This window comes from Marinobacterium arenosum, assembly GCF_019795155.1.
Taxonomy (GTDB): Bacteria; Pseudomonadota; Gammaproteobacteria; order Pseudomonadales; family Balneatricaceae; genus Marinobacterium_C; species Marinobacterium_C arenosum.
This window is the reverse complement of the sequence record NZ_JAILYN010000001.1, coordinates 19814-41501: the sequence shown is the minus strand read 5'-3', so window position 1 is coordinate 41501 and position 21688 is coordinate 19814. Positions and strand designations below refer to the sequence as shown.

Below are 21688 nucleotides of genomic sequence, written 5' to 3'. Positions count from 1 at the left end.
CCGTGCTGCTGCCAATGCCGATATCGGTAGGGCAGGCTCTAACGCGTCGACTCCAGGAACTGAGCGTAGAGCGACTGGTCGAGACGCAGACAGCTGCAGGCCGATGCCTCCAGACCGCCACGGTCGAGGATCCTGATATCCCCGCGGTGGTAGCGGATCAGTTTGCGCTTTTGCAGCATGCTGGCCGCCTTGGTGATGCCGACACGACGTACGCCCAGAATCTGGGCCAGGCATTCGTGGGTGACATGAAAGTAGTCCGAGTGCGCCCGATCCTGCGCCATCAAGAACCAGCGGGCAAGACGTGCCTCCAACGGATGGAAGCGGTTGCAGGCCGAGGTCTGTGCCAGCTGGCCCATCATCACGTAGAGATAGCGTTTCAGCAGTCTTTGCCATGCGGAGCTGAGTTCGAGTTCGCGGCAAAACTGCGCGCTCTCCATGCGCAGCGCCTGGCCCGGACCCAGTACGCTGGCGTGCAGAAGAGACAGATTCAGGCCGAGTATCAGTGAGATGCCCAGCATTCCTTCATCCCCGACCAGCATCACCCCCAGGCGGGTGTGCCCGTTTATCGTTGTCGTCAGGCAAATGAAGCTTTCCGTGGGGAAGTAGACATGAAGTAGGGGGCTGCCAGGTTCAGCCAGTACCTCGCCGAAGGTCAGCGTCACCCGCTCGCAACCGGCCAGAAAGCGTTGCCGTTCCGCGCTGGGCAAGGCCGTGATCAGTCGATTGACGGCAGGGGCAGATTTCGTAGTCGGCACAATAATTTCCTAGTGTGGAAAATACAGCAAGCGGTACCGGTTGCGGTCGAAACGTCACGCCGATAGCGCCCATGACGTTGATGTATCTGCCTAAGCTTGACGTGAAGGCGGGAGGTTGTCTGGACGCTAGCGCACATATGGCCCAGTAGTTCAGCCGATGTGAAAATTTGCTTTCATAAATGGTAAGGCCGCTGCCAATCGGCCTGGCTTACCTCAACCGGTCGCCGCAATGGTGGCAGCGAGTCCACATTTTGCCGCTATGAGCGCTAGCGTACAGAAGCCCCTCCCGAAAGTGGGCGAATATAGTCATGACGATCGACCCAGGCTCCCGGTTTGACCGGTCATGCGGTACCGGGGTATGGAATCCCTGGCGGTGCCATCATCGTTACGTAGGCGAAACGGCTCGTCTGAACGACTGCAATGCCGACGTCCAGGGCTCGTATCCTCTTCACGTTACGAAGGAGACTTGTCATGAAATTGATGTACGGACTCGGTTCAGTGCTGGGTCTAATGACGGTTCTAATACTGGGTGGTTGTGAAACTATGCACAACCCGTCCAACAGATCCGATTACGGCACATCCGACTACAGGTCATCCGATTACGGCTCCGGTAATCAGACCATCTACTCGGGTTACGGTGTCGTGCAATCCATCGAACTGGTGCGACAGGAGAGCAGTGGCAGCGGTGTGGGGGTGGGCACCATCGCCGGTGCCGTTGTCGGGGGTGTGGTCGGCAGCCAGGTGGGCTCAGGCAGGGGCAGTACGGCGGCGGCGATCATCGGTGCGGCTGGCGGCGCCTATCTTGGCCATGAGCTGGAAAACCGGCAACAGACGCAGACCGCCGATATATACAGAGTCCGGGTGCGTATGGAGAACGGTCATACACAGACGCTGCTGCTTAGCAACAACAACCCCGGTTTCCGAGTGGGCGACCGGGTCAGAATCAGCGATGGCGTCATGGAACGGTACTGACCGGGCGGGTAACTGTCCAATCCGGCAGGACTCTGCCGGTCGGTATCAAGGTTCGATCCCGGTTGCCCGGCAGGGGCGACCGGGAAGGGTTCGCAGGTTCGCTGACGGAGATCGAATCAACCGGAGGTATGGATCATGAAATGGGTCAAGAATGTCGGCACTTTACTGGTCACGGGAGTGTTGCTGGCAGCATTGCCTGGCTGTGAGAAACAGGAAGGACCGGCAGAACATGCTGGCAAGGAGATCGACAAGGAGATGCAGGAGGCCGGCGAGCAAGCCGACAACACACTGGACAAGATAGGTGAGCAGATCGAACAGACCGGCGAAGATATCAAGGAAGCGGCCGAGGACGACGACAGATAAAATGATTGACGGGTGCCAGGCCATGGGGGGTGTCATGGTTGATCGACTGAAGTTCCTTCTTCATCGTACCCGGGAGCGGCTGTGGGTCCGGCCATTGATCACCGGTCTGCTGTCCGTCGCCCTCGTGTTTCTTGTAAAGACGGCGGACGATCATGACATCGGTTGGCTGGTCCCGGCGATCACCCAGGCCTCGACCGAGACGTTGTTGGCCATCATATCGGCCAGCATGCTGGTGATTGCCATCTTTGCAGTCGCGTCGATGGTCGCCGCCTATACGTCGGCCAGCAGTGTTGCCACTCCGCGCGCCTTTTCGCTGGTCATCGCCGACGACATTTCCCAGAACGCACTGTCGACCTTCATCGGCGCCTTTATCTTCAGTATTGTTGCGCTGGTGGCCTTGCAGAATAACTTTTATGACAGGGCGGGGCGGTTCATCCTGTTCGTCATCACCGTGCTGATTCTTGCCATGGTGATTATTACGTTCGTGCGCTGGGTCGACTGCATCGCGCGCCTGGGGCGGCTAGGGAGCACCCTAGAGAAGCTCGAAGCCGTAACGGCCGCGGCGCTGCGGCGACGGCGGCGCATACCGACTCTGGGAGGCGTCCCGATGGGGCGGCAGCCGCATCGGGGGCTGGCCATTTACAGCGGATCGATAGGCTATGTTCAGCGTATAGAGATCACTGCGTTGCAGGCCCACGCCGAAAAAGCGGGGTTGCATATACAGGTGGCGGCGTTGCCCGGTACGTTTTCTGCGCCGGACCGGGCTCTGGCCTATATTACCTTGGACCCGGGGGCGCCGTTGGACTTCGACCCGACCCCAATCGTGCAGGCGTTTGTGATCGGAGTACACCGTGAGTTCGATGAGGATCCCCGCTTCGGTCTCATTGTTCTCTCGGAAATTGCAAGTCGGGCGCTATCGCCCGCTGTCAACGATCCCGGCACGGCAATCGGCATTATCGGGTCCTTCGTGCGACTGCTTGCACTCTGGATTACACCGGTCGAAAGCGACGAAAGGTGCATAGTCGAATGTGATCGCGTGACGGTACCCGAACTCTCGTTGCATGACATGTTCGACGATGCGTTCATCGCGATCGCGCGTGACGGGGCGGGCACCATCGAAGTCGCATGTAAACTACAGAAGGCGTTTGCATCCCTGGCCTCCTTGGGGGATGTCGCGATGCGGGAGGCCGCGACACGGCATGCCGGCCTGGCCTTGGCCCGGTCGGAATTGGCGCTGGCACTTCCGGACGATCTGGAGATGATACGCCGGCTGGCTGCATTGGCCCTTTCGGATCAGCCGAGTCTGACTGAGGGATGAAAAGGAGTAGTCAGGTGGCAGAGAGTCGGGATCCGGAACAGAGCAGTCGCGTATCGAATGCCGGCGTGTTGGTTTCGGTGCGTGGATATACGCTTCTACCGGCATCTGCCGCCGATCTACTCGCTGCTGCGTGCCGGCGATGAGCAGCAGGTCGTGATCGAAGTGTTGGCGTAGTGCGATGCCTGTCATGTTCGCGGCATCGCCTTGACGCTGACCCAGGGGCTTGCCCGCGGGATGACCGTACATGACACCGGCAGGCCGCTGCAAGCGCCGGTGGGCAAAGGCATTGTTTCGATGTGTTTTGCAATACCATCGACTACGAAGGGGCTTTGTCTGATTGATCCACAACATGATCGGGCACCAGGAGGGCATCAGCATCTTCTGTGATATTGGCGAACGCTGTCGCGAAGGTGAGGAACTCTACCGAGAGATGAAGTAGGCGGGGGGCTGAAGAATATGGTGATGATCTTCGGCCAGATGAACGAGCCTCCGGGTAGCCGTTTTCGCGTGGGCCATGCTGCACTGACCATGGCCGAGTATTTCCGCGATGACGAACACCGCGACGTGTTGCTGCTCATCGATAACATCTTTCGTTTCATCCAGGCGGGCATGGAGGTGCCCGGCTTGATGGGACAGATGCCCTCGCGCCTGGGGTATCAGCCGACCATGGGCACCAAACTTTCGCAACTGGAGGAGCGTATCGCCAATACCGACTCCGGTGCGATCACCTCGATCCAGGCGGTGTATGTGCCGGCGGACGATTTCACCGATCCGGCTGCCGTAAATACATTTTCCCACCTGTCCTCCTCCATCGTACTGTCGCGCAAATGGGCGAGTTCGATCGTCAGAAAATGACGAGCACCTTTCAGTTGTTGCGCTTCCGCGATCTCATCTGGTCGCGCATGATCGACAATTACCTGCTGGGAAAGCGCACGCCGCCAAACGATTTGATGGCATGGAATGCCGACGCGACGCGCATGCCCTTTAAAATGCACAGCGAGTATCTGCGTGAGCTGTTCCTGAATAACGACCTCGCGGAAGGGCATTTTCTGGTTGGCGGCAAGCCTGTCGCGCTGACCGATATCCGCGTGCCCATCTTTGCCGTCGGCACGCAACGGGATCACGTCGCGCCCTGGCGTTCCGTATACAAGATCAACCTGCTGACCGACACGGATGTGACTTTCCTGCTGACCAGCGGCGGCCATAATGCCGGGATTATCAGCGAGCCGAACCTATCAGGTCGCGACCCTGAACAGCATGGACACATTCGTTTCGCCCGAAGAGTGGCGTGCCCGCACACCGTCCCGGGAGGGGGCCTGGTGGCCGGAATGGAATGCGTGGCTGACCAAACATTCAGACGGGAAATCGAAACCGCCAGCAACCGGCGCCCCCCGCAAGGGTTACCCCATCCTGCGTGATGCGCCGGGCGAGTATGTGCTGGTGAAATCGCCGGTGAAGGGGCAGGCCGGGTGAGAGCGGCTAAGCCCGACAGACTCAGGCGCCGTCAGTTGCCCTAAGGTTCCTGGCGACGCCGTCGTCCACCACGACAACCGTCGAACCGACCCCGACCTCCCAGCCGTTCGATGTTTCGAGATCATCACGGCGTTGTCGCTCACTCCTATCCGATAGCTGCACAACCTGCAAAAACAACCTTCAGGGCTTTCCTTCCCGAATACCGTTGTTGACAACGCAACAAGTCGAATATCGACTTCCTTGAGACGGCGCCGGACGGCTACATCGGCAGATCGTCCGCGACTACAGCTTGCCCAGCAGCAGCAGAATCAAGACCACCAACAATATCAGGCCAATCCCCCCGCTCGGGGCATATCCCCATGAACGGCTATGGGGCCATGTTGGAATGGCGCCGATCAGCAATAGAATCAGAATTATCAGCAGAATGGTTCCCATCTCGTTATATCTCCGAACGTAAGCCTTGATACCAATCCGATGGCCGTTCCTGGCCCGTCAGATTCCAAATGAAAGCGCCTCTTTGTACGAAATCGTACGACTGAGTGCGACGATCCGGCCTGCCTTGTATGAATCATTTCCTCACTCATCGGGATGTTGGGTTCGCACACCGGATGCAAGTACCAGGTTAGTCGCCGGAGCAGTCGCGGTCTGTACTCTGGCGTACATAACGCCAGAACTCTCCGGGTCGAACATCACTTTATGAGGCTCATTGCAGATCCCTGCACTGGCTTGCATCCTGGTGCAGCCTGCGTGCCTCCCTCTCGCATTCCCGCTGACGCTCGCTCAGGGGCAGCTGCACGTTCTCGCTTCGACCGGCGGGCCCAGATGTCGGTGGTTGGCGTGCCTGCCCCTTTTGCTGAGCACTGTTTGCCTTGCGCTCCAGTGGCTCCTGCTGTTGATCCACCGGCCAGTCGCTGTCGGCCTTGCGTCGCTGCTGCTTTTGCTCCTGCAGCTGCTGAGCCGCCTGCCGGTCACTGTCGGCCTTGCGTTGCTGCCGTTCCTGCTGTTGAACGCCGTTCACTGTCGGCTTTGCGTCGCTCCTGTGCCTGCTGCTGCTCCTGCTGTTGAACCGCCTGTCTATCATTCCTGGTCTTGCCGGGCTCGGGTCTTCTCTTCGGCTCGACCGAGCGATCCAGCGGCTGCGGCTGAGCGGAGTCGCCGGCGGGGCCAGAGCCCGAGGCGCGGATGTCCACGGCGTCCTTTGGCTCCTCCAGCACCCGAATATTCTTCCGACGTTTGCTGGTGCTGTCTTGCACGGTTTCGACAACGGCAGGTTCCAGCGTCCGTCCAGGCTGTTTCCGCAAGAGATTTTCGCGCTGGGAAAACGGCGGCTCGGCAGGCGGTGGCGGATTGCGTGCGACGACCCGACGGTCGAACACCTCCGGTGTCGGCTGCGCCTTGGCGACCTCGCCACTGCCGATCACGCTGCGCGTGCTGGGGGCAATAGGGGCGATACGCAGGGTTTCGCCGGTTGAGATTGCCTGGCGGTCAATACGCATCGCTGCCGAACGCACCGGATGTGCATTCTCAAATACAGTGCGGGGCACCACGGTGACGGCCTGTTCCCTGTGGCGGTTGGCGTAGTCGATTGTGTCGATATTGATTGCGCCACTGGAGTAATAGTTGTTGTAGACGTTGGTGATGGTCGTGTTCTGGATCACCGTGTTGTTCACGTTGACCCGCTTGAAATAATCGCGACTGACATGATACGAGGGCACATAGACTTCTCTTGGTCCAAGCGGAAACCAGCCGATGGGGGATACGTCGCCGCCCAGCGACAGCGACAGGCTCCAGCCGCTGCCACCGATGAAGGCAACCAGCGCCGGCGCATAGACCGGACGTACCTGGCGTGGACCCGGCACCCAACCCCATCGATTGTCGACGTGGATCCATCGGCCGTAGTGCGATGGCGCGCGTTATCCACCCAGGTCCAGCCCCAGGGCTCCTGCCAGACCCAATGACCGTCGCGGTAAGGCGCCCAGTCGGTGGATATTCTGGTTGGGAACTATACGTGCCCCTGACCGCTCACGGGGCGCCAACTGCCGTATTCATCCAGATCGCTGTAGCCGGCCAGATCGTCGTCGACATAGCGCAGAGACTCGGAGCGCTGGAAACGCTGGTCTCGGTCCAGACTGTAGCGGTCAAAATCGTCCTCACGGGGCAGGCCGTACAGCTGGTAGTCGTGCAAATCCGTATCGTAGAAACGCACCGTATCGCCCGCGCGCAGGCTGAAGTGGGCGTTTTCGCCGTAGACTTCGCCCCTGCCTTCCCACACCACAATGGTGGTGTCTCCGTGTCGCGGATCGACGTCGATCCGATAGCGACCGCTGCCGTCGATGACGAATGCCAGCAGGGGGCTGTCTATCTCGACTTGCTGATCCCGGTACTGGCGCCGCACGCTTAGGCTAAGCGCGCCCTGGGTCAACTGGAGCTGCACAATGCGATCGTTCAGGTCGAGAATCTCGAGGCTGCTGTTTGCGTCGATCCGCACGGCAGAGCTGCCGACCTGAAATTCGGCGCGGGCATCGCGATCGGTCCATAGCCGATCGCCGCGAATCAACGGGCGGTTGCGCCCGACACTGAGCCACTGGTCCTCGCCGGACGGCGAATAACTCACCTGGCCATGGCTGTCGCTCAGGTAGCCCACGCGCCCGGAAGGATCGGCATTGGCGCCGCCGGCGAACAGTGCGGCGTACAGGGCAAACAGCAGCAAGCCGACCAGGGCAGGCAACCGAGATGGATTCGACATAATGTATTCCTCCTGGCTAATGCCCGAATGACCACAGGTTATTAACCCGCCGGGTTAATAATGTGCAAATAGGTAGGAAACCTATTTGCACGCCAGGGTAATAGGTATCGGCGCTGATGATCTCCGAAGAGGTGGGACGTTACTCATCCTCTGTCATTGGCGCACAGTTTTTTGCCCCCCAATGGACCAAATCTACAGCGCATGACCAGCAGGTTCTGTACGTTGACGAACAAAGGGTGTGTATTTGTTCCGTCGACCCTGGATGACGCCGCGGTGCCTGATTGTCTCGAGAGGCTTTACAACCTGGGTCGGCGCGATGGTTTCACTGAGGGGCTGTCGCTGGCAGAGTTTGAAATATTCAATGGCAACGCTTCCATGATCCAGCTTGGCCGTGAGAAGGTGACGTTTGCTGTAAACAGCAAAAACCCGGCGTCCCTGCCGGGTTAAGAAAACGGGTCTGTTCTCGTCAACCCCCGTTCACTCAGTCGCTTCATCGGTTCTATTTATTGAAGGGGGCGCATCTGGCGCATTGTGTCATACCGGCCTGGTTTTTATTTCCCCTTGCTGGGTTTTGAATCCTGACTGCGGGGTGTTTGCTGTTCCGTTGTATTGGGCTCGGTCTCAACTCCTTTGGGGGGCTCCTGTGCCCTTTCTTTGGTCCCCGGTGCTTCTTTGCGGTGCTGTTGCTGTTGAGTGCCCGCCTGTTGTTTTTCCTGTGGGCGCGGTTGGTCTTCGCGTTTTTCTGGAGCCATGCCGCCTTGTTCTTTACGGTTCGTGTCCATAATAACTATCCTCTGAGGATGCTCGTGCTTGCGAGATTGCAAACCTGCGAGGTGTATAAAGTCGCAGATTCAATATACCGTGTCGGTGCGTTGTCGCACTTAAGGTCTACGGATAATAATAAGTGCGACACCCGCCCGTCAGTTGCCTATACGTATGCTGTCAAGCGATCCCAGCACGCCGAAAACCTGCAGCAGCCATAGCACCACGACGATAACGACGACGATATTCAGGATATTCTTGATTTTTCGATCCATGGGTATGTAGGCGTTGATGAGCCAGAGCAGCACGCCAACCACGATCAGGACGATGACCAGATTAATTAGGGGCACGTGGATTCTCCTTTAGCATCATGGGGTCTCCGGCAGAGCGACCGGATCTTCGGGTATGGCTCGATGATTCATCGTCGCTGCCGTTGCACACACTCAATGTCCGAGGGCTGTTGGCGAATCGGGACAGACGCCGGTCGCGTCTGTCCCTTTCGGGTTCAGCGGTTGATTCGGGAAATCTTGGTACCCTCGATGCTGATACCCGCCATCAATCCTTGCTGACTGAAGATGAACGCATAGGCGTCATCCTTTAGTGACGAAGTCGAAAGATTCTTGGCAACGCCTTCGTCCACCACGACGACGGTTGGTCCAACGCCGATTTCCCAGCCCTTCGATGTTTCGAGATAGTTAACGGCTTTATCGCTCATCAGAAAAACGGCATAGCCGTAGGACTGGGCACCGATCTGCAGACCCCAGGATCCGGTAACCGAGTTGTAATAGTCGACGACCGTCGAGCCCTTTATCAGCGCGCCTTCACCATAGCTGCCGCCGAATACCAGACCGGCCTTGATCATATTCGGAAAAACGAGTATTGCCTTGGCGGTCTTGGACAGGGTTTGGGCAACAGGTTGTACTTGATAAAGGGTCTGCAGGGCCTGCTGCGAATCCCTGTCCAAATTCTCGGCGGTTGCCGCCTGGGCTTGATTCATCCCCCCCATTGCGACGATGGCGACCGTCGCGAGTATGAGTGCGAGGAAATGGCGTTGTATGCTGTGCATGGCAAAACTCCTCCCGTGTTGGGATCTTGTTCATACGCCGGCTGATGGAAGAGTTCATCATACGCCTTCATGTCGCAACCGATCTTCCGCTGCAGGGTATCCTGTGCAGCGACAGTCTGGAGTCATTTGATGGAACTCCGGATGTCAATATAAGGCTAATCGTCTGATGGGGCCTAGTCTGTACGCCAGCGCACACAGTGCCGTAAATGGGGCTCACCGAGGAGAGTGTACCGGCGAGCGAACCCTGATATCGGATCCTGACCCGGCGACGCCGGAGTGTCGGTGCCTTTGTGTGCGTCAGCGTACCGACGGGGGCCAGTCATTCGATTAGACTTGTATAGCTACAAATGGAGACATCGATTGGCGATTTCTCCCCTGAAATCTGGAACAGGAGGCGTTCGATATGAACTGGGATATCATTGAAGGCAGCTGGAAGCAGTTCAAAGGCAAGGTAAAAGCGCAGTGGGGCAAGCTCACCGACGATCATCTCGATGAGATTGACGGCAAGCGTGACGAGCTGGCGGGTAAGATCCAGGAGGCTTACGGCGTATCGAAAGACGAAGCCGAAGAGCAGATCAAGCAGTTTGAAGATCAAGCCAAGGATTAGTCGTACGCCGTCCTCGTAGCCCAACCGGTTTTCCAGCACGATCTTTATGGCGAAGGGCAGGTCACCCACTGAGGTGTAGCCAGCGGGTACCCTGCCGTAACGACAGGCCCGCGCTCCAACCTGCAAGGTTCGCTGGAACTGGCCGTGGCGGTTCTGTGCATTGGTCATCAATTACCCCGGGAGGAATCAGGAGGTACGCTCGCTACTATCTATCATCTTTGCTCGCTGAGGGAGCTTCAATAGCATTCGCAGCTGAGTCGGGCTCATCCGGCGAAATGCTGTTCAGGTATTTGAACAGCTCGCTGTCGGTAGACAGCACCAGAGTGGTATTTTGCGAGATGATGGATTTATAAGCCTGCAGGCTACGGGTGAACTCGTAGAATGCCACGGACTCAGGACTTCGGTTGTAGGCGCGTGCGTAAATTTCGGCGGCCTTAGCGTCGGCCAGGCCGCGTATCTCTTCCACCTGCCGGTAGGCTTCAGACTGGATCTTGTTAAGGTCACGCACCCGGTCACCCCGGATGCGTGCCGCCTCGCCGTTACCTTCCGAGAGGAAACGCTCGGCGATCTGGCGCCGTTCGCTGATCATCCGGTCGTAAATCTTGGGGCGCACGCTTTCGTTGTAGTTAATGCGCTTGAAGCGAATATCGAGCAACTCGATGCCGAACACCCGTACTTTTTCGGCCGCTGCCATGAAAATTTCGCGCTCTACCTGCTTGCGCCCTTTCTGGATCGGTACCCAGGCGCCCATATCCAACGCCCGCTCAGCCCCACTCAGTAACGCATCGCGCAGCGGCACCCGATCCTTGGTGGTGCGGATAATTTCGATCAGCTCGTGCTTGGCCACCGCGTTGCGGGTCTCGCTGCCCAGGATGTCGTCCAACCGGGATTGGGCGCTGCGCTCGTCGCGCAGTCGCAGAAAATATTGCAGGGGATCGGTGATGCGCCAACGGGCAAACAGATCAACGGAGATATAGAGCTTGTCCTTGGTGGGCATGTCCGACGGATTGCCGTCCCATTCGAGCACCCGCTTGTCGATGGCATTGACCTCTTGGATAAAGGGCAGTTTTAGCTTCAGACCGGCCTCCGTCACCGGCTCCCCCACCGGTTTGCCGAATTGGGTGATGATTACCTGCTCGACTTCGCTGACGGTATAGATCGAACTGAACAACAGGTACACGGCCAGTATCACCAGTACCAATATACTGGTCCATTTTTTGCGGTTCATGGCCGCTCTCCACTGGGGGGTCCCAGATTAAGCAGGGGTAAAATACTGCCTACCTGATTATCGACGATTACCTTGATTTCTATGCCGGGCAGTACCTCCTGCAGGGTCTCTATATAGATACGCCGCCGGGTAACCTCCGGTGCCTTGCGGTACTCCTCCAGCAATGCGCTGAATCGTGCCACATCGCCTTCGGCTTCATTAATACGTTTGAGACGGTAGCCGTCGGCTTCGCGAATCCGCTGATCTTTTTCACCTTCGGCCAGAGGGATCACCTTGTTGTAGTCTCGTCGCGCCTCGTTAATCAGTTTTTCCTTCTCCTGTTGAGCCTGGTTGACCTCATTAAACGAGTCTTGCACCGGCCGCGGAGGGTTAATGTTTTTCAACTGCACCTGATCAATGCTGATTCCCATCACGTATTTGCTGGAGAGCTTCTGCATCTTGGCCAAGGCTTCGATCTCGATATCTTGGCGCCCTACCGTGATCACCTCGTCGACCGTACGATCGCCCACCACTTCGCGCATTACCGATTCGGACACGTAGCGCAGGGTCTCTGCGGGTTCGCGCACCTCGAACAGAAACTTAAAAGGATCGGCGATGCGGTATTGAACGACCCATTCCACCAGCGCGGCGTTGAGGTCGCCGGTGACCATCTGCGTTTCACGCTTTTGGTCACGGGGCCGGGGACTCTGGTAGGGATCGGTGGCGCCGGGCGTTGCAAAACCAAACTCCTGCTTTAACTGACGCTTAACCGGGACGATGGTGGCGATATCCATACCCAGCGGTAGTTTGAAATGTAGCCCTGGTGGCACCTCATACAGGTATTTTCCGAAGCGTTGTACCACCGCCACCGAATCGCTCGGCACGGTATAGTAGGCCGTCCATAAACCCAGGCCGGATAACACCAACACCACCAGTACGACGATACCGGTGAGGCCGCCGCCCGGTGGGGCACGGCGGTAGCCCCCCAGCCATTTGCCTAGCAGTCGATTTAGGTTGAAATCGGGATTATTCCTGCCATTCCAGGGATCTTTCTGATCACTGTCGCTGCTTTGGGTAGACATAGCACATACCGCTCCTGATACGGGATGACTTTAGAATAGCAGAGACGGGAACGCCGCCTTTTACCTACCCTTGATTAATCACTACAGGGTGACATGAAAGTCGTCTTATCGTCTTTGTAGGATGACGAGTCTGCGCTGTGACAGGCTCAGACTATGCGCTGCGCCTGAACGCGTCTGTACGCTGCGTTCTGTTTTTGCGGGCGTGTTTAATGGACTTCCGATGAACGTCAAGGAACAGTGCTGCATAAATACGTGGTTTCGCTTTTGGGACGATGACTTTCGAGCGACGTTCAGGGATGAAAAAAGTCCATCTCTGATCACCCGGAAGGCCCAGACCGCCGTGTGTAATCTACACCATACGATCGCCGCCAATTATGCCGCTGGATGCCGTGATCGCTGGATTCTGAGTTCGGGAAATTACTCGCCGATCGCGATAAACAGCGGATTGTCACGCTCCTGCTGATTATCGATACAGTCTTTGATATCGGCATCCAGTTCATCCGGTTGGTAGAGACCGCAGTGCCGGAACTGCTTCCTGAAGTCGATGGTTTCCCCCAGGAACTGGTACATCACCCGGGTACACGCGGGTTCACGGTGGCTTTTCGAGGATACGCCGATTTTGACGCCAAACAGGCGGGTCAGTTGGCTCTTGTAGGATGGGAACAGCACCGTCTGGGTGATCTCGTTGACAGTCAGGGTTTCATAATCCATCAGGAAGATTCGATCACAGAGGTTGATCGCGATGCCCTGGTAGTGGCAGTGGGTCACCTTCCGTCCCTTCGATGCCACCGGGATCAGCCGCTCGTAACGGGAAAAGCCGATTCCGTCCTGCCGGGGCGCGATCTCGATCAGCGAGCAGAAGATCCGTCCGGGGAAGCCGAGCGAGTAATAGTATTCGTAGTACCAGCCGACGTAGCGGCCCAGGCCGATCTTGGACTGGTCGTAGAGCTCCATCATCTTGCTGAAATAGGCGGGCAGGGCGGGATGCTGCTGGGCCAGTGTATGTTCAGGCATCACCTCCTGCCTGAACTTGTCATGGGGCATCAGTATTTCAAACTCTTCGACGCCGAAAAAATCGCAGATGATCTTCAAATTGGCTTTGGATGGCTGAACCTGGCCGCTGAGGTATTTGTTGAACTGCGTTCGGTTGACGCCCATCTTGCGGCATACCTCGGCAGTGGAATCGTAAAAACTGCACAGCAACTTCAGGTTCTGAACGAAATCCATCGAAATGACTTCCTAATTTGCGACGGGGCGTCTGGCTCTAACTGGAAAGCACAAGCTTAGCGGGCTTGCCGGGGCAAGCCAATCAATCCGGCCGGCTGCGCTTGCCGGCCCGTTGCTGGGATGCACCGGGTGCGTCAGGCCTGATGCACTTGAAGCATCCCGGTGTGCCATATGCAAAATTGGCGAGCCCCTCGCGACTCTCTACATTCGGCGTGTAGCGGAACACCGCTGATCCAAAACAAGAATAATTAGGAAGCACGCCATGAAACTGTTAAACCGTTTTAAAACCATGACCTCGCTGGCGCTGGCCGCGTCCATTCTCTCCACCGCCGTACCGGCTGTTGCCGGCGAAACGCTACGCTTGTCCGCCATCGAGCCGCCGCAGTCCACGGTGGTGGAGTTTGCCAACGAGTTCGCCGCCCGGGTGGGCCGTTACAGCGATAAGCAACTGGAGGTTAAGGTCTTTCCCGCCAGCCAGTTGGGCGATTGGGTCGAGGTGCATGAGCAGGTGATGGAAGGCACCATCGATCTGGCCATCCAGCCGCTGTCGAATACCTTTAACGAGGTACTCGCCCTGCAATGGTTCCCCTATGCGGCGCTCGATTTCGAGTCCGGCCGTAAAGCGTTCTCCGAGGGCGGGGTGGTGTTCGACATCATCAACCAGGCGCTGGCCGACCAGGATATCCAGATCCTCGGCGCATTCGTCTCCGGCATGGGCGGCATCGTCTATACCAAGCCGGCACCGCATCCACGTGACCCCGATGCCGAGCAGGGCCTGAAGATCCGGGTCTGGCCGGGCGGCACCACCCATCAGGCGCTGCTGGACCGGCTGGGTTACAAGACCGCGCCGATCCCCTGGTCGGACCTTTACACGGCGATGCAGACCGGAGTGGTCGACGGAGCGATCGGCGCCACGCCTGAGCTGACCATGAACAACTTCGCCGATATCGCCAAGATGTGGGTGCAGAACAACGATCACTTCGAAGTGTCGTTCATCGCCGTCAACAAACCCCGTTTCGATGAGCTGCCGGCGGCGCAGCGTAACGCCCTGAAAAAAGCCGCCGCCGAACTCTCGGCCGAGCGTTTCAACGTCGCCGAACAGGAGCACCAGAAGTTTCTGCAGCAGATGCGCGACAAGGGTATCGAGGTTGTCGAGCTCAGCAAAGAGGAGCTTGAACGGACCGCCGCCGCTGTCCGCAGCGATGTCTGGCCGCAGATCGAGGGCGAAATCGGTGCGGAAAACCTGGCCCGTCTGAAGGTTGCACTGGGCATTCGGTAACCGCCCGTCCCGGCGGTTCCGCCGTGTCGGAACCGCAACATCCTGCCTTTCCAACGCAAAACTACCAGACACAGGTGAATGAATGAACGCAGGTATCTGGACCAGACTGCACCACGGCCTGTTGCTGTCTCAGAAAATCATTATGGGGGCGGCAATGGTTGCCTTTTCCTCCCTGGTTTTTGTTCAGGTGGTTATCCGCTACCTGTTTGATCTGCCGCTCTTTGGCGTGGAGGAGATTGCCGTATATCTTGCCGTATGGCTGTATTTTACCGGTGCGGGTTATGGCACCTATCGTGGCAACCACATTTGCGCCGGCGTGATCGATCTAATGCTGGAATCTCCACGCAAAAAAGATTTTTACCATATCCTGGTCAGCCTGATCTCGCTGGTTATCGTGGCCTGTATTCTCTGGATATGTGTCGATTATTTTCAGTGGAGCGTGCGGCGCGCGCCTAAATCGCCGGAGCTTCGTTTTCCGCTCTATTACGTCCACTTTGCGATGGTGTTCGGCCTGCTGTTGATGCAGCTCTATTCAACTTTGGAGTTTGTCGGGCGGGTGATCTGCTTTGTAAAACAGGAACGCTACCAGTCTCTCGCCGAGCTGGATGACAAAAAGAAAAATTACACGACAGAAGAGACGGCCCCCTTATGAGCATCGAAGTGATTGTTGACGCCATTATATTGATCGGGTTGCTGTTCCTGGGCGTCCCGGCCCCGTTGTGCTTCGCGGCGGCGGCCCTGTTCATGTTCTTTATGGGAGATTTTTCCAACAGCAATTTCCTGGTGTCGTCGGGATTCAGCAAACTGTCGTCGCTGATTCTGCTGGCGATCCCACTGTATATCTTCGCCGGCGGCCTGATGACCAGCGGAGGGATTGCCCATCGTCTGATCGACCTGGCGGAAAGCCTGATGGCGCGGGTCAAAGGCGGGTTGGGCGTGGTGGTGGTTTTTTCGACCGCGATCTTCGGTGCCATTTCCGGTATGTCGACCGCCGCGGTGGCCGCCATCGGCTCCATCATGATCCCGAAGATGGTGGAGCGCGGGTACGACCGGGGCTACGCCACGGCGCTGGTCGCGGCATCCTCGGTGCTGGCGCTGCTGATACCGCCGAGTTCATCGATGATCCTGTACGGCTGGGTCACCAATACTTCGATTACCGCCATGTTCCTGGCACCGATCATTCCGGCGCTGCTGCTGATCAGCTGCCTGTCGGTGATCAACTATCTGCTGACCCGCAAGATGCCGGTTATCGAACCGCCGGCGCAGTCGTTTCGGGAAAGCCGGCTGGATGTCTGGTGCAAGACCAAGCGGGCGGCGTTCGGACTGGCCATGCCGGTGATCATCCTGGGCTGCATTTACGGCGGCATCACCACGCCGACGGAAGCGGCCGCCATTGCCGTGGTCTATTCGATACCGGTGGCCCTGTACATCTACCGCGGACTGTCGTTCCGCTCGTTTTCCGATGTGGCCTGGAAGACCGGCCAGATCGCGGCGGTGCTGATGATACTGGTGTTCTTCTCGTCGATGCTGGCCCGTATCTGGACGCTGGAAAACGTCCCTCAGGCGGTGCTGGAGTTCATGCTCGGCATCAGCGACAACAAGCTGGTGTTGCTGATGCTGATCAATCTGTTCCTGCTGCTGGTGGGGATGTTTCTGGATGACATCAGCGGCGTGCTGCTGGCATCGCCGATGCTGCTGCCCGTCGCCCAGAGCCTGGGCGTCGATCCGGTTCACTTTGGCGCGATTGTCGGTGTAAATCTCGGTATGGGGCTTATCACGCCGCCTACCGCGCCGATTCTCTATTTTGCGGGCTTGATCGGTAATTCCTCATTGCCTCGTATGATCGGCTATTCACTGGCCTTTATTTTATTCGGTTACTTTCCGGTGCTGGTTGCCACTACGTTTATTCCAGAACTGTCGCTGCTATTGCCGGAACTCATTTTGGATTATCAGTCGCTGTCAAATTAATGCTTGCTGCATCTTTACGTTAATACGCTGCTACTGGCGCGTTCATTCAATATATTTTGTTTTTAGGAACCACACATGAGTCGCTCAATTTACATTGGTATTACGCTGGATATCGAATATCAGTCCACCTATGCCAGAGAGCCCTGGTATGCGTTGCGGGAAAACTACTGCACCGCAATCCAGAATGCCGGCGGTACGCCGGTGTGCCTGCCCCATGACGTCGATCAGATAGATGCCTACCTGGACCTGGTTGACGGATTGGTGATCAGCGGCGGCATGTACGATATCAAGCCCGAGCTTTACGGCGAGACGGATATCAAGGGCGGGCTGGTCACCAAGGAGGGCCGAACCGAGTTCGAACGCCGCTTGGTGCTCGGGGCGTTGCAGCGGGATCTGCCGATGATCGGCATCTGCGGCGGTATGCAGCTGATCGCGGTCGCCCATGGCGCCAAGCTGATTCAGGACATCCCGACCGGCGTCAAAGCGCCGCTGGAGCATATGCAGCCGGAACCCCACGATGTCGCCAGCCACAGCGTCAGTTTTACGCCGGGCACCTGTATCTCCCGGTTGTTCGGTGCAGGCCGTGTCGAGGTTAACAGCGTTCACCACCAGTCGGTGAAGGATATCCCGCCGGAGATCCTGGTCAGTGCGGTCTCCGCCGACCGGGTCATAGAGGCGATCGAGATTCCCGGCCAAAGCTTCTGCCTCGGCTTCCAGTGGCATCCGGAGTACCAGATCAATGAAGGGGAGGGACGGGTCTTTCGGGCACTGATCGAGGCTGCTGCCGACTATGCAGAGAGAGCCGCAATGGGTTGCCAGTCGGCAGTGATATAGAGGAGTAAGGCAAAGGGCAGGGGACGTTGGCGCAGGCGATGCTGTGTGTATATCGACAGCACCTCGCAACGTCTCCTGCGTTTTATTAAAAATTATCGCTGATCACGCGATTTAACGGTCCCTCAGGCTAGACGGCGAGCCTCATCGACAGCTCCACATCCTGAACGAAGGGTACGGACAGGTACCGTCCACTGGATGAACGGACCTGCGCCAGGTACTCCGGACTGGCGTCTGCGTTGTCCGCCACGATCAGCGCACCGGGCCGCAAGCGGTCTGCCAGCAGAGCCAGGATCTTCGGATAGAGGCTCTTGGCGCCATCCAGAAACACAAGATCGATGGTATCCGGCAGATCCCGCGCCAGCGTTTCCATGGCATCGCCGGCGCGAATCTCGACCAGGTCGGACAGGCCTGCGGCGGCGATATTCTGCTGTGCCCGGGCGACTTTCGAAGGTTCGAATTCGGTACTGATCAGATGCCCGCCGCCGTTGTCCCTGAGCGCGGCGGCCAGGTGCAGCGTCGAGATACCGAACGAGGTGCCAAACTCGATGATCGTGCGGGCCCGGCAGGCACGGCCGAGCATGTACAACAGCGTGCCGGTCTGGCGTGAGATCGCCATATGGAAAGCTTTGGCGCGGGTGTACAAGGTCAGATAGTCACTGCTCATCAGCGAGCTTTTCTGCTCTGGCGAGAGCTGATTCATTTCCCTCTCCATCGCCTGTCGGGAGGCATCGGCGTCGGTAAAAAGCCGCGCCAACAGGGTGGATAGTGGGGGACTCGTCAGTGTCGGCAATTGCGGGGTGGTCATAGAAATCTCCTGGGGCTAATAGCGCCTCGTTAAGCACCCGAATAGAATACGAATGGTTCGTCGCATTCTCTATTCGCATTCTCTATTTGCATTGGGAGACGCCCTTTGTGAGCCGCCGTACGTTTGTGAACCCCGCTAAAAGCCCCGACATTGCAGCCAGGAAGCAGCCACAACAGAAGCGCTCGGAGCGCCTGGTCGCCGATATCCTGCAGGCGGCAACTCGCGTTTTAACCCATGAAGGTGCGCAATGTTTTACCACCGCGCGTGTCGCCGAAGTTGCCGGCGTCAGTGTGGGATCGCTTTATCAGTACTTTCCAAACAAGGAAGCGATCCTGTTCCGCCTGCAAACGGACGAATGGCAACAGACCGGCGAGCTGCTCGAAGGTATTCTTGTCGATTCAACTATCGAGCCTTTCGAGCGACTGCGGCTGGTGACCCGCGCCTTCTTTCGTTCCGAATGCGAAGAGGCGGCTTTTCGGGTCGCGTTGAGTGATGCTGCGCCGCTTTACCGTGACGCTGTCGAGACAATTGAACAACGCGCGTCCACCGCGCGCCTCGTAATGCGGTTTATGGCAGAGGTATTACCGGATGCCTCATTGACTGAACGTGAGATGGCCGCCGATGTTGTCCGGACAACCCTGGCCGCTGTAGGTAAACAGGTTTCCGAGGAGGGACGTTCCCAGACCGAGGTGGACAATCTGGCTGAGTCTGTGGCGGAGATGCTCTGCGGCTATCTGCAGCGTTTAAGGGAGTAAAGTTGCTTTGTGTATTCGGCTGCCCGACAGTAAAACGTCTAGCATCTCGGGCCAGCGTCCTGATAGGCGAGTGTGTTGATCATCCGCGCCCCGTGATGGATGGTCTTACTCCGCATCGTGCCGCTGCCGTATTTCAAACCCGATATGCATATGAGAATGGCGAGTTCAGAAAGCGCTCTTCCATTGCTCGGTATCGACGAACCAGCGCTCCTGGTAGATCTTGTCACCGGTGAACTTGAACAGCACGGCCAGTTGGGAGCCTGCCACCTTTTCGGATCTCCACGCAACGATAGATACGACCTCATCGTCCCCTTCGATCTGACGCAGCTCTGTGATCTCAAAACCTGGCGGGAGAATCTCTCCGAGGCCATCCAACGCCGCACGAAATGCCTGTTTACCCTCAAGGATGTCGGTCTGCCCCGGCATAATGAATGTCATCTCCTCCACGTAGTCGGCTACCAGGGTATCGAAATCTCCGCTGCCGACTGCCTGCCAGCCTCTCTGTACGATATCTGCTAATCGCATGGGTTTGTCCTCCTCGATTAATTTGAACGTTCGAGCTATGCGCTCACCCCGAAGCAGCACCTAAAAAGGGGGGCGCCGTTTGGCAGTTGAATAAAGCATAGGTGGTAGCAAGAGCGATGCTGTTTCGAATACGCAAGCCACGGTCATTTTTAACCGGTGCCGCATTGGTACAATGGCCCTGCTATGGCATAATGCCGGCCGTTTTTCCGCACTTTGCAGATCGTTCTCCAGTCCGATCTGTCATCATTTCACGCTCAATCTATTCGGTAAAAATCATTGCTGACCACTGCGAACATCACCATGCAGTTCGGCGCCAAGCCGCTGTTTGAAAACGTCTCCGTCAAGTTCGGCGACGGCAACCGCTACGGCCTGATCGGCGCCAACGGCTGTGGCAAGTCGACCTTCATGAAAATCCTCGGCGGCGATCTCGAGCCGTCCGCAGGCAACGTTTCCAAGGATCCGAACGAACGTATCGGCAAGTTGCGCCAGGACCAGTTCGCCTACGAGCAGTACAGCGTGGTCGATACCGTGATCATGGGCCACGACGAACTGTGGAAGGTGAAGGCCGAACGCGACGCGATCTACGCAAAACCGGACATGACCGAGGAGGATGGCATCCGTGCCGCCGAGCTGGAAGCGGAGTTTGCTGAGATGGACGGCTACACCGCCGAGTCCCGTGCCGGCGAGCTGCTGTTGGGCGTTGGCATTCCGGTGGAGCAGCACTTCGGTCCGATGAGTGAAGTGGCACCGGGCTGGAAGCTGCGTGTGTTGCTGGCGCAGGTGCTGTTTTCGGACCCAGACATCATGTTGCTCGACGAGCCGACCAACAACCTGGATATCCACACTATCCGTTGGCTCGAAGGCGTGCTCAACGAGCGCAACTGCACCATGATCATCATCTCCCACGATCGCCACTTCCTGAACAGTGTCTGCACTCATATGGCGGATGTGGATTACGGCGAAGTTCGCATCTACCACGGCAACTACGATGAGTACATGACCGCCGCAACCCAGGCGCGCGAGCGCATGCAGGCCGACAATGCCAAGAAGAAGGCACAGATCGCCGAACTGCGCACCTTCGTCAGCCGCTTCTCGGCCAACGCCTCGAAATCGAAGCAGGCCACCTCCCGCGCCAAGCAGATCGATAAGATCAAGCTCGACGAGATCAAGCCGTCAAGCCGCCAGAGCCCGTTTATCCGCTTTGAGCAGGACAAGAAACTGCACCGTACCGCGCTGGAGGTCGAAGGCCTGGCTAAGCGCTTCGACGAACAACTGTTCTCCGGCTTCAACCTGCACATCGGTGTCGGTGAGCGCATTGCCATTATTGGCCCCAACGGTATCGGCAAGTCGACGCTACTGAAGTGCCTGGTCGGCGATCTCGAGCCCAGTGACGGCACGATTAAATGGTCCGAGAACAGCAATATCGGCTACTACGCCCAGGACCATGCCCACGAGTTCGAACAGGAGTCGAACCTCTACGACTGGATGTCGCAGTGGGGCCAGGAGGGCGATGACGAGCAGGTGATCCGCGGTACCCTCGGCCGCCTGCTGTTCTCGCAGAAGGAGATCGACAAGTCGGTGAAGGTGATCTCCGGTGGCGAGCAGGGCCGCATGCTGTTCGGCAAGTTGATGTTGCAGCGCCCCAATATCCTGGTGATGGACGAGCCGACCAACCATATGGATATGGAGTCGATCGAGTCGCTCAACCTGGCGCTGGAAAACTACGAGGGCACGCTGCTGTTCGTCAGCCATGACCGCGAGTTCGTGTCGTCGCTGGCGACCCGTATCATCGAGCTGACACCGACCGGTATCGTCGACTTCCACGGTACCTACGAAGACTACCTGCGCAGCCAGGAAGCCGCCTGATTCTATTGATCCCCGCATGGCCAGCGGTGGCGGACCATCGCTGGTCAACGAAGCAGGAGAGGCCGATACAGTTGGTTG

At 57.7% G+C, this 21688-nt stretch carries 25 protein-coding genes and 1 pseudogene; 13 read left to right on the top strand and 13 right to left on the bottom strand.

Annotated features, from left to right (window positions below; all coding sequences use genetic code 11):
* Positions 1-38: 38 nt before the first annotated feature.
* Positions 39-755 (bottom strand): Crp/Fnr family transcriptional regulator, encoded by a 717-nt coding sequence (locus tag K6T12_RS00215; RefSeq protein WP_222218272.1) that lies wholly within the window; start codon positions 753-755, stop codon positions 39-41.
* A 471-nt stretch (positions 756-1226) separates the two neighbouring features.
* Between K6T12_RS00215 and K6T12_RS00210 the strand changes: the two genes are divergently transcribed.
* The 5 genes from K6T12_RS00210 to K6T12_RS00190 all read left to right on the top strand — a co-directional run bounded on the left by K6T12_RS00210 (position 1227) and on the right by K6T12_RS00190 (position 4826).
* Positions 1227-1727, top strand: coding sequence for a glycine zipper 2TM domain-containing protein (locus K6T12_RS00210; RefSeq protein WP_222218270.1), 501 nt, complete (start codon positions 1227-1229; stop codon positions 1725-1727).
* A gap of 135 nt (positions 1728-1862) precedes the next feature.
* Positions 1863-2090: a hypothetical protein gene (locus K6T12_RS00205; protein ID WP_222218268.1), complete on the top strand. Its 228-nt coding sequence runs from the start codon at positions 1863-1865 to the stop codon at positions 2088-2090.
* Between the two features lie 34 nt (positions 2091-2124).
* A complete protein-coding gene (locus K6T12_RS00200; RefSeq protein ID WP_222218267.1) occupies positions 2125-3408 on the top strand; it encodes a DUF2254 domain-containing protein in 1284 nt (427 codons plus the stop codon).
* Between the two features lie 456 nt (positions 3409-3864).
* Positions 3865-4263 (top strand): hypothetical protein, encoded by a 399-nt coding sequence (locus K6T12_RS21715; RefSeq protein ID WP_315853541.1) that lies wholly within the window; start codon positions 3865-3867, stop codon positions 4261-4263.
* Positions 4236-4826, top strand: a complete 591-nt coding sequence (locus tag K6T12_RS00190) for a hypothetical protein (RefSeq protein WP_222218265.1) — start codon at positions 4236-4238, stop codon at positions 4824-4826. The genes K6T12_RS21715 and K6T12_RS00190 overlap by 28 nt, the downstream gene beginning before the upstream one ends.
* 337 nt (positions 4827-5163) lie before the next feature.
* Here K6T12_RS00190 and K6T12_RS00185 read toward each other — a convergent pair whose 3' ends face one another.
* The 4 genes and pseudogenes from K6T12_RS00185 to K6T12_RS00170 all read right to left on the bottom strand — a co-directional run bounded on the left by K6T12_RS00185 (position 5164) and on the right by K6T12_RS00170 (position 7627).
* The gene (locus K6T12_RS00185) at positions 5164-5316 is read right to left on the bottom strand and encodes a DUF3309 family protein (RefSeq protein WP_222218263.1); all 153 of its coding nucleotides are present in this window, start codon (positions 5314-5316) and stop codon (positions 5164-5166) included.
* Between the two features lie 268 nt (positions 5317-5584).
* Positions 5585-5899, bottom strand: a complete 315-nt coding sequence (locus K6T12_RS00180) for a hypothetical protein (RefSeq protein ID WP_222218261.1) — start codon at positions 5897-5899, stop codon at positions 5585-5587.
* Positions 5850-6871: pseudogene (locus K6T12_RS00175) on the bottom strand (DUF6600 domain-containing protein). The gene K6T12_RS00180 and the pseudogene K6T12_RS00175 overlap by 50 nt, the downstream one beginning before the upstream one ends.
* Before the next feature lie 12 nt (positions 6872-6883).
* The gene (locus K6T12_RS00170; RefSeq protein ID WP_222218257.1) at positions 6884-7627 is read right to left on the bottom strand and encodes a FecR family protein; all 744 of its coding nucleotides are present in this window, start codon (positions 7625-7627) and stop codon (positions 6884-6886) included.
* Between the two features lie 222 nt (positions 7628-7849).
* Between K6T12_RS00170 and K6T12_RS00165 the strand changes: the two genes are divergently transcribed.
* Complete coding sequence (locus tag K6T12_RS00165) at positions 7850-8074, top strand: hypothetical protein (RefSeq protein ID WP_222218255.1); 225 nt, start codon at positions 7850-7852, stop codon at positions 8072-8074.
* 104 nt (positions 8075-8178) lie between these two features.
* On the opposite strand, the gene K6T12_RS00160 is transcribed toward K6T12_RS00165, so the two are convergent.
* The 3 genes from K6T12_RS00160 to K6T12_RS00150 all read right to left on the bottom strand — a co-directional run bounded on the left by K6T12_RS00160 (position 8179) and on the right by K6T12_RS00150 (position 9455).
* Positions 8179-8409, bottom strand: coding sequence for a hypothetical protein (locus K6T12_RS00160; protein WP_222218253.1), 231 nt, complete (start codon positions 8407-8409; stop codon positions 8179-8181).
* A gap of 138 nt (positions 8410-8547) precedes the next feature.
* Positions 8548-8739 carry a Thivi_2564 family membrane protein gene (locus K6T12_RS00155; protein WP_222218251.1) on the bottom strand — a complete coding sequence of 64 codons (192 nt, stop codon included), beginning with the start codon at positions 8737-8739 and terminating at the stop codon, positions 8548-8550.
* Positions 8740-8894: 155 nt separating this feature from the next.
* The gene (locus K6T12_RS00150) at positions 8895-9455 is read right to left on the bottom strand and encodes a lipid-binding SYLF domain-containing protein (RefSeq protein WP_222218249.1); all 561 of its coding nucleotides are present in this window, start codon (positions 9453-9455) and stop codon (positions 8895-8897) included.
* 403 nt (positions 9456-9858) lie between these two features.
* Here K6T12_RS00150 and K6T12_RS00145 point away from each other — a divergent pair, with 403 nt between their 5' ends.
* Entirely contained in the window at positions 9859-10062 is a 204-nt protein-coding gene (locus K6T12_RS00145; RefSeq protein WP_222218247.1) for a CsbD family protein, read from the top strand.
* Positions 10063-10267: 205 nt separating this feature from the next.
* Here the strand turns inward: K6T12_RS00145 and hflC are convergent, their stop codons facing one another.
* The 3 genes from hflC to K6T12_RS00130 all read right to left on the bottom strand — a co-directional run bounded on the left by hflC (position 10268) and on the right by K6T12_RS00130 (position 13578).
* Positions 10268-11290, bottom strand: coding sequence for a protease modulator HflC (gene hflC / locus K6T12_RS00140; protein WP_222218245.1), 1023 nt, complete (start codon positions 11288-11290; stop codon positions 10268-10270).
* Complete coding sequence (gene hflK / locus K6T12_RS00135) at positions 11287-12351, bottom strand: FtsH protease activity modulator HflK (RefSeq protein ID WP_222218243.1); 1065 nt, start codon at positions 12349-12351, stop codon at positions 11287-11289. Before hflK ends, hflC begins: the two co-directional genes overlap by 4 nt.
* Before the next feature lie 417 nt (positions 12352-12768).
* Positions 12769-13578, bottom strand: coding sequence for a helix-turn-helix domain-containing protein (locus tag K6T12_RS00130; RefSeq protein ID WP_222218241.1), 810 nt, complete (start codon positions 13576-13578; stop codon positions 12769-12771).
* A 262-nt stretch (positions 13579-13840) separates the two neighbouring features.
* On the opposite strand from K6T12_RS00130, the gene dctP reads away from it, so the two are divergent.
* The 4 genes from dctP (at position 13841) to K6T12_RS00110 (ending at position 17659) form a co-directional block, all read left to right on the top strand.
* Positions 13841-14857 carry a TRAP transporter substrate-binding protein DctP gene (dctP, locus tag K6T12_RS00125; RefSeq protein WP_222218239.1) on the top strand — a complete coding sequence of 339 codons (1017 nt, stop codon included), beginning with the start codon at positions 13841-13843 and terminating at the stop codon, positions 14855-14857.
* An 82-nt stretch (positions 14858-14939) separates the two neighbouring features.
* Entirely contained in the window at positions 14940-15509 is a 570-nt protein-coding gene (locus tag K6T12_RS00120) for a TRAP transporter small permease (protein ID WP_222218237.1), read from the top strand.
* Positions 15506-16825 (top strand): TRAP transporter large permease, encoded by a 1320-nt coding sequence (locus K6T12_RS00115; RefSeq protein WP_222218236.1) that lies wholly within the window; start codon positions 15506-15508, stop codon positions 16823-16825. Before K6T12_RS00120 ends, K6T12_RS00115 begins: the two co-directional genes overlap by 4 nt.
* A 75-nt stretch (positions 16826-16900) precedes the next feature.
* Complete coding sequence (locus tag K6T12_RS00110) at positions 16901-17659, top strand: gamma-glutamyl-gamma-aminobutyrate hydrolase family protein (RefSeq protein ID WP_222218234.1); 759 nt, start codon at positions 16901-16903, stop codon at positions 17657-17659.
* Positions 17660-17786: 127 nt separating this feature from the next.
* Here K6T12_RS00110 and K6T12_RS00105 read toward each other — a convergent pair whose 3' ends face one another.
* A complete protein-coding gene (locus K6T12_RS00105) occupies positions 17787-18359 on the bottom strand; it encodes an O-methyltransferase (protein WP_255611443.1) in 573 nt (190 codons plus the stop codon).
* A gap of 212 nt (positions 18360-18571) precedes the next feature.
* On the opposite strand from K6T12_RS00105, the gene K6T12_RS00100 reads away from it, so the two are divergent.
* The gene (locus K6T12_RS00100; protein ID WP_315853540.1) at positions 18572-19219 is read left to right on the top strand and encodes a TetR family transcriptional regulator; all 648 of its coding nucleotides are present in this window, start codon (positions 18572-18574) and stop codon (positions 19217-19219) included.
* Between the two features lie 165 nt (positions 19220-19384).
* Here the strand turns inward: K6T12_RS00100 and K6T12_RS00095 are convergent, their stop codons facing one another.
* On the bottom strand, positions 19385-19744 hold the full coding sequence (locus K6T12_RS00095) for a nuclear transport factor 2 family protein (protein ID WP_222218232.1): 360 nt from the start codon (positions 19742-19744) through the stop codon (positions 19385-19387).
* A gap of 276 nt (positions 19745-20020) precedes the next feature.
* Between K6T12_RS00095 and K6T12_RS00090 the strand changes: the two genes are divergently transcribed.
* Complete coding sequence (locus K6T12_RS00090; RefSeq protein ID WP_222218230.1) at positions 20021-21610, top strand: ABC-F family ATPase; 1590 nt, start codon at positions 20021-20023, stop codon at positions 21608-21610.
* Positions 21611-21688: the final 78 nt, after the last annotated feature.

Excerpts from the sequence above, each read along its gene's own strand:
- K6T12_RS00210 (WP_222218270.1), top strand. The coding sequence starts at position 1,227 with ATGAAATTGATGTACGGACTCGGTTCAGTGCTGGGTCTAATGACGGTT.
- K6T12_RS00205 (WP_222218268.1), top strand. The coding sequence starts at position 1,863 with ATGAAATGGGTCAAGAATGTCGGCACTTTACTGGTCACGGGAGTGTTG.
- K6T12_RS00200 (WP_222218267.1), top strand. The coding sequence starts at position 2,125 with ATGGTTGATCGACTGAAGTTCCTTCTTCATCGTACCCGGGAGCGGCTG.
- K6T12_RS21715 (WP_315853541.1), top strand. The coding sequence starts at position 3,865 with ATGGTGATGATCTTCGGCCAGATGAACGAGCCTCCGGGTAGCCGTTTT.
- K6T12_RS00190 (WP_222218265.1), top strand. The coding sequence starts at position 4,236 with ATGGGCGAGTTCGATCGTCAGAAAATGACGAGCACCTTTCAGTTGTTG.
- K6T12_RS00185 (WP_222218263.1), bottom strand. The coding sequence starts at position 5,316 with ATGGGAACCATTCTGCTGATAATTCTGATTCTATTGCTGATCGGCGCC.
- K6T12_RS00170 (WP_222218257.1), bottom strand. The coding sequence starts at position 7,627 with ATGTCGAATCCATCTCGGTTGCCTGCCCTGGTCGGCTTGCTGCTGTTT.
- K6T12_RS00160 (WP_222218253.1), bottom strand. The coding sequence starts at position 8,409 with ATGGACACGAACCGTAAAGAACAAGGCGGCATGGCTCCAGAAAAACGC.
- K6T12_RS00150 (WP_222218249.1), bottom strand. The coding sequence starts at position 9,455 with ATGCACAGCATACAACGCCATTTCCTCGCACTCATACTCGCGACGGTC.
- K6T12_RS00145 (WP_222218247.1), top strand. The coding sequence starts at position 9,859 with ATGAACTGGGATATCATTGAAGGCAGCTGGAAGCAGTTCAAAGGCAAG.
- hflC (WP_222218245.1), bottom strand. The coding sequence starts at position 11,290 with ATGAACCGCAAAAAATGGACCAGTATATTGGTACTGGTGATACTGGCC.
- hflK (WP_222218243.1), bottom strand. The coding sequence starts at position 12,351 with ATGTCTACCCAAAGCAGCGACAGTGATCAGAAAGATCCCTGGAATGGC.
- K6T12_RS00130 (WP_222218241.1), bottom strand. The coding sequence starts at position 13,578 with ATGGATTTCGTTCAGAACCTGAAGTTGCTGTGCAGTTTTTACGATTCC.
- dctP (WP_222218239.1), top strand. The coding sequence starts at position 13,841 with ATGAAACTGTTAAACCGTTTTAAAACCATGACCTCGCTGGCGCTGGCC.
- K6T12_RS00120 (WP_222218237.1), top strand. The coding sequence starts at position 14,940 with ATGAACGCAGGTATCTGGACCAGACTGCACCACGGCCTGTTGCTGTCT.
- K6T12_RS00115 (WP_222218236.1), top strand. The coding sequence starts at position 15,506 with ATGAGCATCGAAGTGATTGTTGACGCCATTATATTGATCGGGTTGCTG.
- K6T12_RS00110 (WP_222218234.1), top strand. The coding sequence starts at position 16,901 with ATGAGTCGCTCAATTTACATTGGTATTACGCTGGATATCGAATATCAG.
- K6T12_RS00105 (WP_255611443.1), bottom strand. The coding sequence starts at position 18,359 with ATGAATCAGCTCTCGCCAGAGCAGAAAAGCTCGCTGATGAGCAGTGAC.
- K6T12_RS00095 (WP_222218232.1), bottom strand. The coding sequence starts at position 19,744 with ATGCGATTAGCAGATATCGTACAGAGAGGCTGGCAGGCAGTCGGCAGC.